Here is a 16,257-nt window from a genome sequence, read left to right as displayed (position 1 = left end):
AATACAGTACATGGTTCGCTTATACACAGAGGACTTGCAAATTGGATACGATGACCAACTTATTGTCAAAGGCCTGTCTGTGCAGATACCTGATCAAAAAGTGACAGCCATCATCGGTGCCAATGGATGTGGGAAATCCACCTTTTTAAAAGCAGTCACTCGTTTGATTCCCCATCAATCTGGAAAAGTCATTTTAGACGGTGGAAATATTGCGAAACAAAACACCAAAAAGTTAGCGCAAAAAATGGCTATCCTTCCTCAAACACAAGAAGCTGCTAGTGGATTAACAGTCGGGGAATTGGTATCCTACGGGAGATTTCCTTACCAGAACGCAATGGGTCGACTCACAGCACGTGATCTTGAGGTAATTGATTGGTCCATGGAAGTAACGAACACGAGTGAGTTCAAATATCGCCAAGTAGATGCCTTATCAGGTGGTCAGCGGCAACGAGTTTGGATTGCAATGGCACTTGCACAGGAAACCGATATTATTTTCCTGGATGAACCAACCACCTATTTAGACATGGCGCATCAGTTGGAAGTACTAGAGCTTCTTCAAAAATTGAATAAAGAACAACAACGTACGATTGTAATGGTACTCCATGACTTGAACCAAGCTGCACGTTTTGCTGATTTCATCATTGCCATGAAAAATGGGGAAATTGTTCGTGCTGGTGAATGTGTGGATGTCATCCAATCTGATATTTTACGCCAAGTGTTTCGGATCGATGCAGAAATTGGAATAGATCCGCGAACCGGAAAACCATTGTGTATTACATATGATCTATATAAAGGAGACAATGAATGATGAAAAAGTTTATATTACCAGCTATCCTGCTTTTTGCACTCGTTTTAGGAGCTTGTGGAAACAAACAAGATGACAAATCAAATGAAAATGCACCAAAAGAAGATGAAGGAAAGAGCGGCACGATCACCTATGAATCTGAAGAGGGTCCAGTGGAAGTTCCAGCTGATCCACAACGCGTCATGGTATTGTCCAGCTTTGCAGGAAATGTCATGGCACTTGACGTAAACTTAGTCGGTGTTGATTCATGGTCGAAAAAGAATCCTCGATTTGATTCCGTGTTAGGGAATGTAGAAGAAGTTTCTGATGAAAACATCGAGAAGATCATTGAACTGGAACCCGACTTAATTATTGGACTTTCAACGATAAAAAACCTTGATAAATTAAAAGAAATTGCACCTACCGTGACGTATACGTACGGAAAAGTGGATTATTTAACACAGCATATCGAAATTGGGAAACTGCTTAATAAAGAAGAAGAAGCTACGAAATGGGTAGAAGATTTCAAACAGCGTGCACAAGATACAGGGAATGAGATTAAAGCGAAAATTGGTGAAGATTCTACGGTTTCCGTCGTCGAGAATTTTGATAAACAACTGTACGTGTATGGCGATAACTGGGGCAGAGGGACAGAGATTCTATATCAAGAAATGAAACTTGCAATGCCAGAAAAAGTAAAAGAAATGGCTCTGGAAGCTGGCTATTACGCCCTCTCTTCTGAAGTGTTGCCTGAATTTGCAGGGGATTACATGATCTTAAGTAAATTCGATACGACGGATAACTCCTTCATGGAAACAGAAACGTACAAAAATATTCCAGCAGTGAAAAATAATCAAGTCTTTGAAGTAAACGGAGAAGAGTTCTATTTCAATGATCCGCTGACATTGGAGTATCAGTTGGAATTCTTTACAGAACACTTTTTAGGTACTAAATAATAATTGATCAAGGGCCCCCCACGCCTGGGAGTGGCCCTTTTCTTATGAACAGAAAGGAGCGGAGCAAATGAAAGCACAGCAAACTAGAAAAGCCATTCCTTTTAGTATGAAGTTTCTTGCGAGTATACTGCTTTTATTTATCGTATTCTTAGTTGCTATGAAGCTGGGAGCCGCTCACACTTCATGGCGAGATGTCTGGCTATCGTTTACAAGTAGTCAAAAAGAGAGCGTGCTAATATTGAAAGAGATTCGGCTCCCGCGTGAATTGGGTGCAATTGTTGTCGGTGCCGCTTTAGCTGTTTCGGGTGCCATTATGCAAGGAATGACACGAAATCCACTTGCCGATCCGGGGTTGCTTGGACTCACTGCCGGTGCTAATGCTGCCCTAGCTATTACCTTAGCAATTATTCCATCGGTCAATTATTTCGGGATTATGATTGCCTGCTTCATAGGCTCTGCTGTCGGAGCACTCATCGTCTTTGGCATCGCATCTGCTAAACGTGGTGGCTTCTCTCCTATCCGACTCGTTCTGGCAGGTGCTGCGGTGTCCACCTTCTTATTTGCAGTAGAAAAAGGCGTTGGATTGTATTTCAAAATCTCTAAGGAAGTTTCCATGTGGACAGCTGGTGGAGTGATTGGTACGACATGGAGTCAATTGCAGACAATTGTTCCTTTCATTCTCGTAGGTATTTTCATTGCCATCTTGCTTTCCCGCCAGCTCACTTTGCTGAGCTTGAATGAAGAAGTGGCAATCGGACTTGGACAAAATACCTTCAAAATTAAAGTGATTCTGTTTATAATTATTATCCTGTTGGCCGGAGCCGCTGTCGCATTGGTCGGTAATTTAGCGTTTGTAGGGTTAATGATTCCTCATATTGTACGTGCCATTGTTGGAACAGATTATCGTTTCATCATACCTATATCGGCTCTCATTGGTGCAAGCTTTATGTTGCTGGCAGATCTACTAGGCAGAACCTTGCAGGCACCTTTCGAAACTCCTGTAGCTGCATTAATTGCAGTCATTGGATTGCCGTTCTTTTTATTGATTGTTCGTAGAGGGGGGCGTGCATTTTCATGATTCTTCCGCATATACGAAAAAAGCAACGCCTTCTTGTTGCGTGCTTAGTTGTCTTGACCTTACTATTAAGTGCTCTTGCCATGGGCCTTGGATATGCATCTATTGACTGGCTTCGAATTATTCCTACATTATTAGGACAAGGCACGTTTAAAGAAGAATTTGTACTATTTTCCATCCGGCTTCCTCGTATCATCATCACGTTGCTGGCTGGTGCTGCATTGGCTTTATCAGGTGCCATTTTACAAGGCATTACACGAAACGACCTGGCAGACCCTGGTATCATCGGAATTAATTCAGGTGCTGGAGTAGCCATCGCTCTGTTTTTCTTATTTTTCCCACTAGAAGTCGGTACTCTCGCGCTATTACTTCCATTAGTGGGATTCGCAGGGGCGCTTGCGACGTCGATCGTCATTTATCTATTTGCCTACAGCCGAAAAACGGGATTACAACCTATGCGTCTAGTACTTGTAGGAATCGGATTTTCAATGGCGCTTTCAGGCATCATGGTCGTAATCACTTCTTCCGCCAAACGGGAAAAGGTGGATTTTATTTCAAGGTGGATTGCGGGAAATATTTGGGGAACTGATTGGCCTTTTATCTGGGCTCTTCTTCCTTGGTTATTGATCTTAATACCTTTTGCGTTGTATAAAGCATATCGTTTGGATCTATTAGGTTTAAACGAATCAACAGCGAGAGGGATTGGAGTTTCCGTAGAACGTGAGCGACTGATCTTACTCCTAACCGCAGTTGCCCTGGCTGCTTCTGCTGTATCGGTTACAGGAGGAATTGCGTTTATTGGTTTGATGGCACCGCATATTGCCAAGTCTCTAATCGGTCCACGTCATCGTTTAAACTTGCCTATTGCCATTCTACTAGGTAGTTTTCTCTTGTTGCTTGCGGATACAATTGGTCGAAATATTTTAGAACCAGATGGGATTCCCGCTGGCATTATCGTTTCATTGATTGGCGCACCGTATTTTTGCTATTTGTTGTTGAAAAAATAAACTTACAACTCCAGAACGGCTCTTCCTTTAAGGAAAATGCTGTTCTGGCTTTTTACATTCCTTCATTCTCACCGTTTTCTAATCTAATACTCCTCTCCCCCTCATTTTGGCCTACTATACTTAACTTATTGAACATTAGAAAAAAGGAGCAGATACATATGGCGATTGAAATATTCAGTCGGAAAGAGCAAAAGTACTTAATCACTCGCCGTCAATACGAAGAACTAGTGAAACAAGTCGGACCGAAAATGCGGGCAGATAAAAATGGCGATAACGGGAAGTATTCGGTTACTAGTCTATACTTCGACAACGCGGAGAAAGGAATTTATTTCGAAACAAAAAACAAACTGAAATATCGTCAGAAGTTACGCTTACGTATATATGATGATGCCGATCTAAACAGCACCGCGTTTTTTGAAGTAAAACAAAAACATAAGAAAGTCGTCAATAAAAGACGAATGCTTTTGCCGCTCGGGGAGGCGTATCGCTATTTAGAGGAGGACGGTCTAGCAGGGCTAGATCACTACAAGACTTCTAATAAACAAGTTATGAAGGAAATTGATTACTTTCGTAAGTTCTATCAGTTACGTCCTGAAATGGTTGTCTCGTATAACAGACATGCTTTGCACGGCATCCTTGATTCAGAACTTCGGATTACATTTGACTTCGACTTACGCTGCCGGAAAGAAGATTTACATATTGAAAATGGTCCGTATGGAGAATATTTCATAGATCCAGATCTCGTCGTGTTGGAAGTGAAGGTCGATCATAGTGTTCCACTTTGGCTGACACGTATGTTACAGGAATTGCAATGCGAACAGCGCAGTGCCTCAAAGTTTTGTACCAGTATGGAACTCCTGAGCGGAGACATATTACCGCAGGCAGGATATTTTGAACCGAAAGAATTGGAAGAATCACTTACAGGGGGAATAGAAAATGGATCAGATCACGAACTTGTTTTCATCTAATGGATTGGAAGGAGCACCCACCATATGGATGAGCATTGCCGCAATGGCTCTTGCTGCTGTTCTTAGTTTAATTATTACAAAGGTTTATCAAATCACGTTTACAGGAGAACGTTATTCACAAGATTTCGTCCACACAATTATTATGATGAGTGTCGTCGTATCTGTTGTGATGAACGTTGTTAGTGGAAATGCAGGAGTCGCATTTGGCTTGTTTGCCGTATTCTCTCTTATCCGTTTCAGAAGCGCTGTGACAAATGCCAAGGATATCGCCTATATCTTCTTCGGATTATGTGTGGGCATGACTACTGGACTCTTTCAGTTCCCTCTTGCTATCGCATTGACGTTATTCGCGAGTCTGATTTTCTATATTCTTTACAAAGTGGATTACGGAAAAGGAAAAGATACACAAATTCTAAAAGTAACGGTTCCTGAAAACTTGAATCATGAAAATTTATTCGATGATATTTTACAAGAGAAAACAGAATCGTATCAACTTCGACAAGTGGAAACAACGAACTTAGGAACGATGATTCTATATACATTTGCTATTCGAAGCAAAACCGACACAAAAGATCAGGACTTATTAAATGAAATTCGTGTTCGCAACGCCAATTTGAAAGTGTCTCTTTCTTATTTAGAAATGCGTGACTAAATGTATACAGAAAATCCAACCGATCACTCGGTTGGATTTTTTATATGTATTATTCAAATTCCCATTTGATGATGTGTCACTGTAACTCCAATTCCTCTTAAAGGCATCAATAAGCTGTAAGTTATTAAATAGACTGAATTACCTGTCAATTTATAGTGTAGGTTTAAAATAGAATTTGGTCAAATTGTCACTGACAAACCTGTTTTCAGACATCAAACGTTTTTTCCAATAATAGAATTGATGGAGATTAATCTGATTGTCGACACACCAAGAAGCCCCACTCTGACCGCTCGATCCTAATTCTCTTTTATCTGTTTTATCCCCTTTAAATTAAATCTGTTGCCACTCTACTTTGTGCGAAAAGCAAAAAGTTTAATTGTGCAGAAATCATCTCAGAGGAACACTCAACAATACAGAAAACACCTCACTTTCAAAATCAAGTTATTATGTCGGCATATTTGCAAGATACTTTTGTAGTAAGCAATTAAAAACTCCTTTAGACTAATACATTCAAAAAAGGAAAACTGTGCAATTTTTCGAGTCACCTAAATTGTGATTGCTCGGTCGCTATGACATGATAAAGAATAGTAATAGAATTGCTTTGCCATTAAAAAATATAGAAAGGGAGTACACAATTGACGTATTTATTAAAACGGAGTAAATTATTCATTTTCCTGATTTTCATTCTTATGCTAGTTGGAACTTATACGTTTTTAACGCTGCCGAAGCGGGAAATTCCTGAAACTCCTGTTGATCTTGTGATGGTATCAGCTATTCTTCCGGGAGCAGAACCTTTGGAAGTAGAAAGAACAGTAACGAATCCATTGGAGCGGGCAATTAAGAAAATAGATGGAATCGATACAATGAAATCTGTTTCTGCAAATTCCGCATCGATTATCACACTGTCATTAAAAGATGGAATCGACTCCGAGAAGACAGTCAATCAGGTGCAGCAAGAAGTGCAGCGTTCTGCCAGTGAATTACCAGAGAACACACAAGCACCTGAAGTAAAAAAACTTGATTTAGCGTTTCCGCTTGTTTCTTACATGTTTACTGGAGAAGATAAAGCACTTGCAGACATGGAGACATCGTTTGCTGCGTTATCAGACGATATCCAGTCTATAGAAGGAGTTGCAGGAACAACAGTTAAAGGGTTTACAGAAAAACAATTACTGATTACGCTCGACCCTGAAAAACTGGCTGAAAATCGACTGCAGCCCTTTGATGTACTCAGTGTCTTGCAACAAGCCAATCAACCCCTCTCACTGGGTACCCACGATGACGGCAAGGAACGTGTTGTATTGACAGTGAAGCAGGATGAGGGAATCGAAAAACTAAAACAATTACAAATTGGAGATGCTGCTGTGCCGCTGGCTACAGTAGCCGACATTGAAGAAGTAGCAAAAGAAGCGAAAGACATTGTATCTTTTGACGGACAATCTGCAATTTCTTATACAATTTTCCTTCAGCCAGCTCAAGATATTCCTTCAATGGATAAAACGATTGCGAAGAAAATGGATCAGTACATTGAAGACCTTCCTAAAGAAATAACGGCTCATACGTATGAATCTCAGGCTGAAAATGTGAACTCAATATTCGATAGTTTATATATTTCACTGCTCATCGCAGTCATTGCAGTACTAATTGTGACGACTGCCGGACTGACATTATTCGGTTCGTTTGCGGTCGCATTGACCGTTCTTGCATCCGTACTCATTGGCCTCATTCCCATTCCATACATGGGAGTCGACTTAAACCAAATATCCGTTATCGGGCTCATAATTGCAATTGGGATTCTCGTCGATGATAGTATCGTCGTGAATGACAATATTCAGCGCCGCTATAAGCTGGGAGATTCGCCACTGGATGGTGCCGTTAACGGTGTCAAAGAAGTCTATACATCCATCATTTCTTCCAGTTTGGCGATCGTTGTGACGTTTTCACCATTACTTTTGCTATCTGGCGGTAATGGAGCATTTATCAAAGCACTTCCAAGCATCTTAATCACAACAATTATTGCATCGACTGTCTTATCAGTCACGCTCGTGCCGATGCTTCAATTCCTTAAGACGAAACGACGCAATAAAAAGATATCGGAAACACCAGGATTTTTAGGGAAACCATTAGAAAAAACCGCCATATTCTACTCTGAAAAAGTGCTGCGTACCGTGTTGAAGCGGCCGTTACTCGTCGGAGCCGGAGGATTGGTCGTAGCGACAGGACTGTTATTTTTAGCACTTCTAACACCTTTTGAATTCTTCCCAGCTGCGGATAAAGAAGAAGTGACAATGAATGTTCGTCTGCCAGCAGGAACGACAATTGACGAAACAAATAACGAGATTCAAAAGATCATAGACGAAGTTTCAGAAGAAGATAAAAATGTAAAAGAAACAGCTATTTTTACAGGTAGCGGATTACCTAATCTGTTTGCTACTTCTATGGATAACACTGGTGAAAACACCGGACAAGCGGTGTTTCGTATCAAAAAAGACATTACAAGTGCTTCTGATTTCATCGAAAAATGGGAGCCTGAATTACGGAAGCGCTATAGTGACGCAGAAATTTTCCTTGATACAATTGTCCAAGGACCGCCTGTCGGCGCACCGGTTACCGTTACGATTACAGGTGATGATATCAACCAACTCGCACAGCTGCGTGATGATTTGAAAAATAGCTTGCTCGAAAAGGGTGCTGACATCGTAACAGACGACTTGGGAGAACCCATCCCAGCTATCCAGTACGTGCCGAATCGTCAAGCACTTGAGGATAATGGAATTCCCTTGAACTTAATCACAAATCAACTTCAATTGCTGACGCAAGGTGTCCCTTTGTTTAAGTTGTTTGAAGGTGATATTCCCAAGCAAGTTGTGTTAAAGGAGAAAGGTGTACGCGAGGGGGAACCTGTAGATATTTCAGAAACTTTCGTGCCTTCCATGACGACGCAAGGTCCACCAATACTCGTGCCACTGGATGAATTGCTGACTTCAGAGAAAACATCACTGCTTGCACAAGTGCCTCATGAAAAAGGAGAGCGGGCGATTACGTTAAAAGCGTATGGCAATACAGATAGCTTTAAAGCAGATATGATAGATGCTGCAAATGCAAAAAAGAAAGACCTGCCTGAGGGCTATACAATTTCCACAGGTGGTGAGAATTCAGATCAGCAGGCATTCTTTGCAGAGATTGGTATTTTATTCCTAGTTGTCTTGCTACTTGTGTACTTAGTAATTGCGTTCCAATTTAAGTCGTTCAGTTTACCTTTCCTTGTATTATTCGCAGTGTACCTCGGTGTTTCGGGTGCAATTCTAGGATTGTTTATCACACAGACACCTCTCAGCTTTCTTGGTGTCATGGGGATTGTCTCATTGACCGGTATCGTAGTGCGAAACGCGGTTGTCTTAATCGACTTCGTAGAAACGCGACGTCTTCTAGGCAATATGGATATCATTGAAGCAATTGTCGAGTCAGGATACGCGCGCATCAAACCTATCATTTTGACATCTTTGACCTCAATTGTAGCTTTGATTCCGGTTGCTGTATCAGGTGATCCATTGTTTGAAGCACTTGCAATAACAATCATTGCAGGGCTTGCATTCTCAAGTCTGTTTACATTGGTGATGATTCCATCGTTATATCTTGTGTACTATAAACTAATCGGACATAAAGCAGAACGTGTATAATAAAATGAGAAGTCCACAGCGGTTTAAAGTGTACCCTTTGTAAAGGACACTTTTAAAAGAGTCTAAGCTACTGATTGAAGCTGTTGTCTGTATTTTGCAGACGGCAGCTTTTTCAAATTCCATTGACCTCGATAATGGTTGTAATACGTCATATAACTCTTGATCTCTCGTCATACTTCTTCTAATGTCTCGCAATCTTTTATATTGGTTTCATCCTTAAAGTGACCAAAAAATGATTCTTGCGGGGCGTTATCCCAACAGTTTCCTCTTTGTAGGTGATGGATTTGTCACTAAAGGAATACATTGTAATCGTTCTGTCATGTTCAGCCGCTCCCACATCTTTTTTCTCATTATAGACAAAAGTACCCTACAGGATAGACTTTTTTCAAAGTGTCTATCTTATAGGGTACATTTTGTCACTCGGTTGTATCTTATAACGTTTCACGTGGAACATTGTAGATTTTTGTCAATTAAAACATTTTAGTCGTCCAAGACTCACCATTCCATATAGTCGATACAACGCCTTCATAAAAATCAGGTTCATGTGAAATAAGCAAGATACTTCCTTTATATTCTTTCAACGCACGCTTCAGTTCTTCCTTTGCATCATAATCCAAGTGATTTGTCGGCTCATCCAACACTAACAAGTTTGTCTCTTGATTCACTAATTTACAAAGCCGTACTTTCGCGCGCTCTCCCCCGCTCAGTACTTTCACTTTGCTTTCAATATGCTTCGTCGTCAATCCGACACGCGCTAACGCTGCACGCACTTCATATTGCGCAAAGTGCGGGAATTCACTCCAAATTTCTTCCAAACATGTACGGTCGGAATCTGTTTTCATTTCCTGTTCAAAGTAGCCGATCGATAGATGTTCTCCTTGCTCGACCTTACCTTGCAGTGCAGGAATCTCACCTAAAATACTCTTCAATAGAGTCGTTTTCCCAATGCCATTAGCACCTGCCAAGGCTATCTTCTGTCCACGTTCCATCGTCAAGTCCAAAGGTTTTGAGAGTGGTTCCTCATATCCGATGACAAGCCCTGTCGTTTCAAATAAATACTTACCAGGTGTCCGCGCCATTTTGAAATCAAAATGTGGCTTCGGTTTTTCGGAGTCCAATTCGATGACATCCATTTTATCCAACTTCTTTTGACGCGACATCGCCATGCGACTGGTCGCAGCATTGGCTTTATTACGCGCTACAAAGTCTTTTAAATTTGCGATTTCCTTCTGCTGCTTTTTATATGCGGCCTCGGCTTGCTGCTGTCTCATCTCATGTACACGCAAGAACTCGTCATAATCACCTGGATAGCGATTTACCTGCTGATTCTCCATATGATAAATCAAATTAATGACACTATTTAAAAACGGAATATCATGCGAAATCAAAATGAACGCGCCAGGGTATTCTTGCAAATAGGTGCGTAGCCATTCAATATGCTCTACATCTAAATAGTTCGTTGGCTCATCGAGTAACAAAATATCAGGTTTTTCTAGCAATAGTTTCGCAAGTAATACTTTTGTCCGCTGCCCGCCGCTCAGATCGTGTACATCACGATCCAATCCAAATTCATTTAGACCGAGCCCGTTTGCTACTTCCTCCACTTTCGCATCAATCATATAAAATCCATTTTGTTCCAAAGAGTCTTGAATTTGACCAGTTTCTTCTAGCAATTTTTCCAGTTCGTCGGGCTCTACCTCACCCATCTTGGTAAATAGCTCATTCATTTCTGTTTCCATATCGTATAAATACTGAAACGCTGTGCGCAATACATCACGAATAGACATCCCTTGCTTCAATACCGCATGCTGATCTAAATAGCCTATACGGACACGCTTCGACCACTCCACGGTTCCCGCGTCTGGCTCCAACTTATGCGTAATGATGTTCATGAATGTGGATTTACCTTCTCCATTCGCACCAACTAATCCAATATGTTCTCCTGCTAATAAACGGAACGATACGTCGTCAAAAATCGCCCGATCTCCAAATCCATGGCTAATATTTTTTACTGTTAATAAACTCATACTGTACACCTATTCCTTTTCTATTCATTCACACTAGCCAAACTCATGACATAATCTCCATGATACGCTTCGTGAACACTGTAAAATCATCCAAGTGCTTTTCAATAATCGACTGTAGAATCTCAAGATTTACGGCTTGGTAATCGTGAACTGCGATATTTCGGAATCCTACCATAGACTGCAATCGGTTTGCCAATGATTCTTCGATCAAACGTTGCTCCATCAAAAGTCTAAAGGCGTCCCTGCTCGTCTGAGGCAATCCTAATTGTTTCTTGCTCACTAAGTGCATTGCTAAATCAATACTCGCCTCGCACGCTCGCTGGATATTCAAAATGATACTGTCCTGTTTCGTGAAGTCCTCACGACTTTCTGGATTATTATCGTAAACTTCTCTCACTCTTCTAAGACAGCGTTCAATAATGGAAATTTTATTGTAGGTTACGTCCATTGTCATGAATAAAACCTCTTTCCTTTATATCTTGCAAAATTTCCGCTCGTTGTTCATTGAGGGCCGCGTACATTGAAAAAGCCTTTATTCGCTCTTTAGCCAATGTATTTTCATCCCTGCAATAAATTACTGTTCCTTCAGAGAAAATTTGGGCAACGAATACAGTCGTAGCTTGACGAATATCAATCAAGTCTACATCTTTCCCTAGTGCGCTCGCTATTCGTTGGGCTAGCATAAAACGATCATATGCAGATAAAGAGCCTTCTGCCAAATAGGCAAGATCTACATCACTTTCTCCATGCTCAGTTCCTTTCGCAAAGGAGCCGAAAAGTATGAGGAAATACGGGTTGATTTCGTCTTGGAGAATTCGAATCGCTTCATTCAAATTCATTACGTCTCCTCCCTCGATCTATCTAACACTTATCATTTCTGTTATTTTACCACCCTACGCCCGTAATTGCTTTAGAAAACAGAAAACCAGCCCAATCACTGGCTGGCTCTAGCATCCATCTTCCAATTCCACAACCATTTCAATTTCAACAGGAATATTGAACGGCAGTGTATTGACCCCGATCGCTGAACGAGCATGTTTACCCTTCTCGCCAAACACTTCGATAATGACATCCGATGCCCCATTGATCACTTCCGGCTGCCGAATAAAATCATCGGTTGAATTGACAAAGCCCAGTACTTTCACGAAGCTTTTGATCCGATCCAATGAACCAAGCTCCGCCAGTAGATTACTCATCAGCTGCAACGCTGTTTCACGAGCTGCATGGTAACCCTGTTCTGTTGAAACGTCATTACCTAGTTTTCCCGTAAGCATTGGTTTCCCATTGCGCATATAGCCTGCACCCGACGTATACAGAGCATTTCCAAGTCGCGCAGTCATTTCATAATTTGCCATGGGGCTTGACGGAGGTGGCAACGTAATTTCCAGTTCCTTGAGTCTTTCCTCGATATTCATATGATATCCTCCGATTTCTAAACTATTGAATCGATCGTAACATGTTCCATACGATACAATCAAAATTATTTTGGCATTAAAGGGTATTTTTTGAAGTTTGTAGAATAATACACTGTAACTCTAAAGGAGGTCTTTTGATGGGAACATTAATGCTGGACAAAGTAGGAATTATTACAGCAGCTGGTAGTGGAATCGGTAGAGCAAGTGCACTTGCTTTTGCTGAAGAAGGAGCAAAAGTTGTCGTTTCAGATATCAATGAAGAAGCAGGTCATGAAACTGTTCGCCTAGTGAAGGAAATCGGTGGAGATGCTATTTTTATTCAATGTAACGTGGCGGAAGAACAGGATATCATTGATTTGGTGAAACAAACGGTTGAACATTACGGACGCCTAGATTGGGCGCATAACAACGCTGGAATCGGTGCACCTTCTAAACCGATTGCCGACACGGAAACAGCAGACTGGGACCGCTGTATTCAAATTACCCAAACTAGTCTGTATCTATCGCTTAAGCATCAAATTCCCGCCATGCTGAAATCGGGCGGTGGCGCTATAGTGAACACCGCCTCTACTTCTGGTCTGTTGGGCTCTGAAAACTTAGCGACCTACAGTGCGGCAAAGTGGGCAGTCAACGGTCTGACGAAATCGGTAGCACTTGAATATGGAAAACAGGGTATAAGAGTAAACTCCATATGTCCAGGGATGACTCTAACGCCAGCTGTAGAAGCTTGGGCTAAAGAAGTACCCGAACAAGCAAAGTATGTAGAAAACGATATTCCGATTGGTCGCATGGGACGCTCTGAAGAACAAGCGCAAGCAGCAGTATGGCTATGTTCAGACAAAGCATCTTACATTACAGGAGTTAATCTAGCCGTTGATGGTGGACAGACAGCTAAATAACACAAAAGAGGAACATGCGGTCATCATCGCCTGTTCCTCTTTTGTTCGTTAACTCACTTCATTTGTTTTAATTCCTTATTCATTGATTTGAACAAAGAAACCATCATCAGCAGTATAATGAAAGAAAACGGTAAGGCCGCTATAATGATCGTATTTTGGAGGGCAGCCAATCCGCCTACAGAAAGTAGGATCAGCGCAATGGATGATTGGATAATTCCCCATATAACCTTTACGGAGTTCGGTGGCGTCAATGAGCCATAGGTCGACTGCATGCCGAGCACATAGGTCGCAGAGTCTGCCGATGTGATAAAGAAAGATGTCACGAGAAGAATTGCGAATAACGAGATCAAAAATGACCAAGGAAGCACGCTAAACATTTCAAAAACAACTAACTCAATATCCGTAGATGCCAAGTCTACTACGCCCGATTGCTGAATATCAACGGCTGTCGTTCCAAATGCAGCAAACCAGATAAAGCCAAAGAAAGAAGGTGCAAGCAAAACACCTGCCATAAATTCACGCACCGTACGTCCCTTGGAAACACGTGCAATGAACATACTGACAAATGGCGACCATGAAATCCACCAAGCCCAGTAAAAAATCGTCCAGGCATCAAGCCAACCCCGATTTTCTTCATTTAACGGACTTGTGCCTAAGCTCATATTAATAAGGTTTTCAAAATAGCCACCCACTGAATCGGTGAACATGTTCAAAATAAGCAATGTTGGTCCTAAGATCAGAACGAATCCTAATAGTGCTACCGCCAATATTAAATTAGTGTTGGACAAATAACGAATTCCTCGACTCAATCCAGACCAGGCAGAACCGATGAATAAAAATGTTACGACTGTGATAATAATAAATTGTGAGCGTGTACTAATGCTAAAATCGAATAAATAATTCAGCCCCGCATTAATTTGAACAGCGCCAAAGCCGAGAGAAGTTGCAACGCCAAAAGCTGTTGCAAACACAGCGAGCACATCAATTAGTGTCCCCCAAGGACCTTTCATTTTAGCTCCAAAAATCGGCTTCAGTGTTGCAGAAATTAAACCTGGTTCCCCTTTTCGAAACTGAAAGTAAGCTAACGCCAAGGCGACCATTCCATACAACGCCCAGATGTGAAGGCCATAGTGTAAAAACGTTTCCCGCATCGCTTCTTTAAAAGCAGCAGGAGTATTCGGATCTTCCGAAGCAGGATTCACTGCATAATGCGATAATGGCTCTGCCGCACCATAAAAAACTAGACCAATGCCCATACCTGCTGAAAATAGCATTGCAATCCACGTGATGGTAGAAAACTGCGGACGGTCTTCATCTTTCCCGAGGCGGATCTTTCCGTACGGGCTAAATATAATAAAAATACTAAGCAACAAGAGAAGTGTCATGAGCAGCATATAATACCAACCAAACGTTGATGAAACAAACCCTTTTACAGAGTTTGTAATAGACTCAAAGTGTTCTGGATCAATCACGCCATATCCAACAGCTAAAATGACTAACCCAATCGTAATATAAAAGACATTCGAAATTTTCTTCATAGTTCCCTCTCTTCGACATAAATTTCACAAGCAGTTCAACACTATACTCGAAATTAATGAAGAAATCAAATGAACACATCAAAATTATTTAATTTTATTAGAATGCACTCGAACTTTAATAGTGTTATTATATACTGTTTTCAATAGTTCATTCTCATAATTAGAATAAATTTTTATACTAATTACGTTTGATGTTTGTAAGTAATTTTGATGTATTGGAAATAGTTTGCCCACCTGCTTCCCCTGTTATACGATTACAGTAGTAAAAGCGATCATGAGGAATTTCGCAATGATCTCTCATATTTAACAGATGCCAAGTAGTGTCAGATGATTAGATCTCGATTAGAAAGAAGGAAGCAACCCAATGGACTTACGCCACTTACAAACCTTTCATATCGTCTCAACACATTTAAACTTCACGAAAGCTGCACAAATTTTAAACTATAGTCAGCCGACTGTCAGCCAGCAGATTAAATTTTTGGAGACGGAGTTGGGGCATACATTGTTAAACCGAGTAGGAAAGAAAATGTATTTGACGCCAGCAGGCAATATTGTGAAGCGCCATACGGAGAACGTTTTCAGCACACTTGACAATTTAACGAGGGAGCTAAAGAAACTTGAAAAGCCCGCAGGTAGTTTAACCATTGCAGCACCTGAATTTTATTGCGGTCACTATTTGTCCCATATTATTGGGCCCTATGTCAAAATGTATCCAGATGTTAACCTAAGGCTGCTCTGTTGTAATAGTGAAGAGACGTTGAAACTCGTCAGTACAAATGAAGCAGATATCGGTTTTGTTGCAGGAAACTTACACCAATCTGGGATTGAAAGACAATTGATTGATGAAGAAAAATTGATTTTGGTCGCCAACCCGAACTTGACAGCCGATTACTCGTTGCAACAAATGTTCGATGCCTACCCCTTTATTACATACGGAATGACAGACATTATTCAAGATTGTTTAGATGAAATACATTGCGCACCCAAAACCATTGTGGAATGTGGGAGTGAAGAAGCAATCAAGCGTGCCGTCATGGGACAAGCGGGAATTGCTTTGCTTAGTGATATGATCATAGAAGATGAAATCAATCAAAATGAACTTCAAGTATTAAGCCATTTTTCAACCAACTTACCTACTTATTTAATTTTCCCTGAAAATCTAAAAGACTTCAGTACAGTTAGTACCTTTACAGATCTAGCCGTAAAAATGTGGAGTTTATATAAATCCACATCAAGCCACGAAGATTTCTAATAGT

The 16,257-nt window shown here is 41.0% G+C and carries 14 protein-coding genes and 2 pseudogenes; 9 read left to right on the top strand and 7 right to left on the bottom strand.

The window, feature by feature from the left end; all coding sequences use genetic code 11:
- The first annotated feature begins 10 nt into the window (after nt 1-10).
- The 6 genes from GD002_RS03925 to GD002_RS03900 all read left to right on the top strand — a co-directional run bounded on the left by GD002_RS03925 (nt 11) and on the right by GD002_RS03900 (nt 5,442).
- Nucleotides 11-808: an ABC transporter ATP-binding protein gene (locus GD002_RS03925; RefSeq protein WP_153731034.1), complete on the top strand. Its 798-nt coding sequence runs from the start codon at nt 11-13 to the stop codon at nt 806-808.
- The gene (locus tag GD002_RS03920; RefSeq protein ID WP_153731033.1) at nt 808-1,740 is read left to right on the top strand and encodes an iron-hydroxamate ABC transporter substrate-binding protein; all 933 of its coding nucleotides are present in this window, start codon (nt 808-810) and stop codon (nt 1,738-1,740) included. Before GD002_RS03925 ends, GD002_RS03920 begins: the two co-directional genes overlap by 1 nt.
- 67 nt (nt 1,741-1,807) lie before the next feature.
- Nucleotides 1,808-2,818: a FecCD family ABC transporter permease gene (locus GD002_RS03915; protein ID WP_153731032.1), complete on the top strand. Its 1,011-nt coding sequence runs from the start codon at nt 1,808-1,810 to the stop codon at nt 2,816-2,818.
- Nucleotides 2,815-3,822, top strand: a complete 1,008-nt coding sequence (locus tag GD002_RS03910) for a FecCD family ABC transporter permease (protein ID WP_153731031.1) — start codon at nt 2,815-2,817, stop codon at nt 3,820-3,822. The genes GD002_RS03915 and GD002_RS03910 overlap by 4 nt, the downstream gene beginning before the upstream one ends.
- Before the next feature lie 158 nt (nt 3,823-3,980).
- Nucleotides 3,981-4,790, top strand: a complete 810-nt coding sequence (locus GD002_RS03905) for a polyphosphate polymerase domain-containing protein (protein ID WP_153731030.1) — start codon at nt 3,981-3,983, stop codon at nt 4,788-4,790.
- On the top strand, nt 4,759-5,442 hold the full coding sequence (locus tag GD002_RS03900) for a DUF4956 domain-containing protein (protein WP_153731029.1): 684 nt from the start codon (nt 4,759-4,761) through the stop codon (nt 5,440-5,442). Before GD002_RS03905 ends, GD002_RS03900 begins: the two co-directional genes overlap by 32 nt.
- Nucleotides 5,443-5,592: 150 nt before the next feature.
- On the opposite strand, the pseudogene tnpA reads toward GD002_RS03900, so the two are convergent.
- Nucleotides 5,593-5,724: pseudogene (tnpA, locus tag GD002_RS18155) on the bottom strand (IS66 family insertion sequence element accessory protein TnpA); the annotation flags it as partial.
- 353 nt (nt 5,725-6,077) lie between these two features.
- Between tnpA and GD002_RS03895 the strand changes: the two are divergent.
- Entirely contained in the window at nt 6,078-9,122 is a 3,045-nt protein-coding gene (locus tag GD002_RS03895) for an efflux RND transporter permease subunit (RefSeq protein ID WP_153731028.1), read from the top strand.
- Nucleotides 9,123-9,184: 62 nt separating this feature from the next.
- Here GD002_RS03895 and GD002_RS03890 read toward each other — a convergent pair.
- From GD002_RS03890 to GD002_RS03870, 5 genes and pseudogenes are all read right to left on the bottom strand, one after another.
- Nucleotides 9,185-9,394, bottom strand: a pseudogene (locus GD002_RS03890) (IS3 family transposase); the annotation flags it as partial.
- Nucleotides 9,395-9,592: 198 nt separating this feature from the next.
- Nucleotides 9,593-11,149, bottom strand: coding sequence for an ABC-F family ATP-binding cassette domain-containing protein (locus GD002_RS03885; protein ID WP_153731027.1), 1,557 nt, complete (start codon nt 11,147-11,149; stop codon nt 9,593-9,595).
- Nucleotides 11,150-11,192: 43 nt separating this feature from the next.
- Nucleotides 11,193-11,603: a type VII toxin-antitoxin system HepT family RNase toxin gene (hepT, locus tag GD002_RS03880; protein ID WP_153731026.1), complete on the bottom strand. Its 411-nt coding sequence runs from the start codon at nt 11,601-11,603 to the stop codon at nt 11,193-11,195.
- Nucleotides 11,578-11,988 (bottom strand): type VII toxin-antitoxin system MntA family adenylyltransferase antitoxin, encoded by a 411-nt coding sequence (mntA, locus tag GD002_RS03875; RefSeq protein ID WP_153731025.1) that lies wholly within the window; start codon nt 11,986-11,988, stop codon nt 11,578-11,580. Before mntA ends, hepT begins: the two co-directional genes overlap by 26 nt.
- 108 nt (nt 11,989-12,096) lie before the next feature.
- On the bottom strand, nt 12,097-12,564 hold the full coding sequence (locus GD002_RS03870) for a RidA family protein (protein ID WP_153731024.1): 468 nt from the start codon (nt 12,562-12,564) through the stop codon (nt 12,097-12,099).
- A gap of 137 nt (nt 12,565-12,701) precedes the next feature.
- Between GD002_RS03870 and GD002_RS03865 the strand changes: the two genes are divergently transcribed.
- Nucleotides 12,702-13,463 carry a glucose 1-dehydrogenase gene (locus GD002_RS03865; protein ID WP_153731023.1) on the top strand — a complete coding sequence of 254 codons (762 nt, stop codon included), beginning with the start codon at nt 12,702-12,704 and terminating at the stop codon, nt 13,461-13,463.
- Nucleotides 13,464-13,516: 53 nt separating this feature from the next.
- On the opposite strand, the gene GD002_RS03860 is transcribed toward GD002_RS03865, so the two are convergent.
- Nucleotides 13,517-15,001, bottom strand: coding sequence for a BCCT family transporter (locus GD002_RS03860; RefSeq protein WP_153731022.1), 1,485 nt, complete (start codon nt 14,999-15,001; stop codon nt 13,517-13,519).
- A gap of 364 nt (nt 15,002-15,365) precedes the next feature.
- Between GD002_RS03860 and GD002_RS03855 the strand changes: the two genes are divergently transcribed.
- Complete coding sequence (locus GD002_RS03855) at nt 15,366-16,253, top strand: LysR family transcriptional regulator (RefSeq protein WP_153731021.1); 888 nt, start codon at nt 15,366-15,368, stop codon at nt 16,251-16,253.
- Nucleotides 16,254-16,257 lie beyond the last annotated feature (4 nt).

Source organism: Sporosarcina obsidiansis (genome assembly GCF_009651005.1).
Taxonomy (GTDB): Bacteria; Bacillota; Bacilli; order Bacillales_A; family Planococcaceae; genus Sporosarcina; species Sporosarcina obsidiansis.
Note: the sequence above shows the minus strand (reverse complement) of the source record. Positions and strands in the feature narration are given on the sequence as shown.

Excerpts from the sequence above, each read along its gene's own strand:
- GD002_RS03860 (WP_153731022.1), bottom strand. The coding sequence starts at position 15,001 with ATGAAGAAAATTTCGAATGTCTTTTATATTACGATTGGGTTAGTCATT.
- GD002_RS03915 (WP_153731032.1), top strand. The coding sequence starts at position 1,808 with ATGAAAGCACAGCAAACTAGAAAAGCCATTCCTTTTAGTATGAAGTTT.
- mntA (WP_153731025.1), bottom strand. The coding sequence starts at position 11,988 with ATGAATTTGAATGAAGCGATTCGAATTCTCCAAGACGAAATCAACCCG.
- hepT (WP_153731026.1), bottom strand. The coding sequence starts at position 11,603 with ATGACAATGGACGTAACCTACAATAAAATTTCCATTATTGAACGCTGT.
- GD002_RS03855 (WP_153731021.1), top strand. The coding sequence starts at position 15,366 with ATGGACTTACGCCACTTACAAACCTTTCATATCGTCTCAACACATTTA.
- GD002_RS03910 (WP_153731031.1), top strand. The coding sequence starts at position 2,815 with ATGATTCTTCCGCATATACGAAAAAAGCAACGCCTTCTTGTTGCGTGC.
- GD002_RS03865 (WP_153731023.1), top strand. The coding sequence starts at position 12,702 with ATGGGAACATTAATGCTGGACAAAGTAGGAATTATTACAGCAGCTGGT.
- GD002_RS03925 (WP_153731034.1), top strand. The coding sequence starts at position 11 with ATGGTTCGCTTATACACAGAGGACTTGCAAATTGGATACGATGACCAA.
- GD002_RS03920 (WP_153731033.1), top strand. The coding sequence starts at position 808 with ATGAAAAAGTTTATATTACCAGCTATCCTGCTTTTTGCACTCGTTTTA.
- GD002_RS03885 (WP_153731027.1), bottom strand. The coding sequence starts at position 11,149 with ATGAGTTTATTAACAGTAAAAAATATTAGCCATGGATTTGGAGATCGG.
- GD002_RS03900 (WP_153731029.1), top strand. The coding sequence starts at position 4,759 with ATGGATCAGATCACGAACTTGTTTTCATCTAATGGATTGGAAGGAGCA.
- GD002_RS03870 (WP_153731024.1), bottom strand. The coding sequence starts at position 12,564 with ATGAATATCGAGGAAAGACTCAAGGAACTGGAAATTACGTTGCCACCT.
- GD002_RS03905 (WP_153731030.1), top strand. The coding sequence starts at position 3,981 with ATGGCGATTGAAATATTCAGTCGGAAAGAGCAAAAGTACTTAATCACT.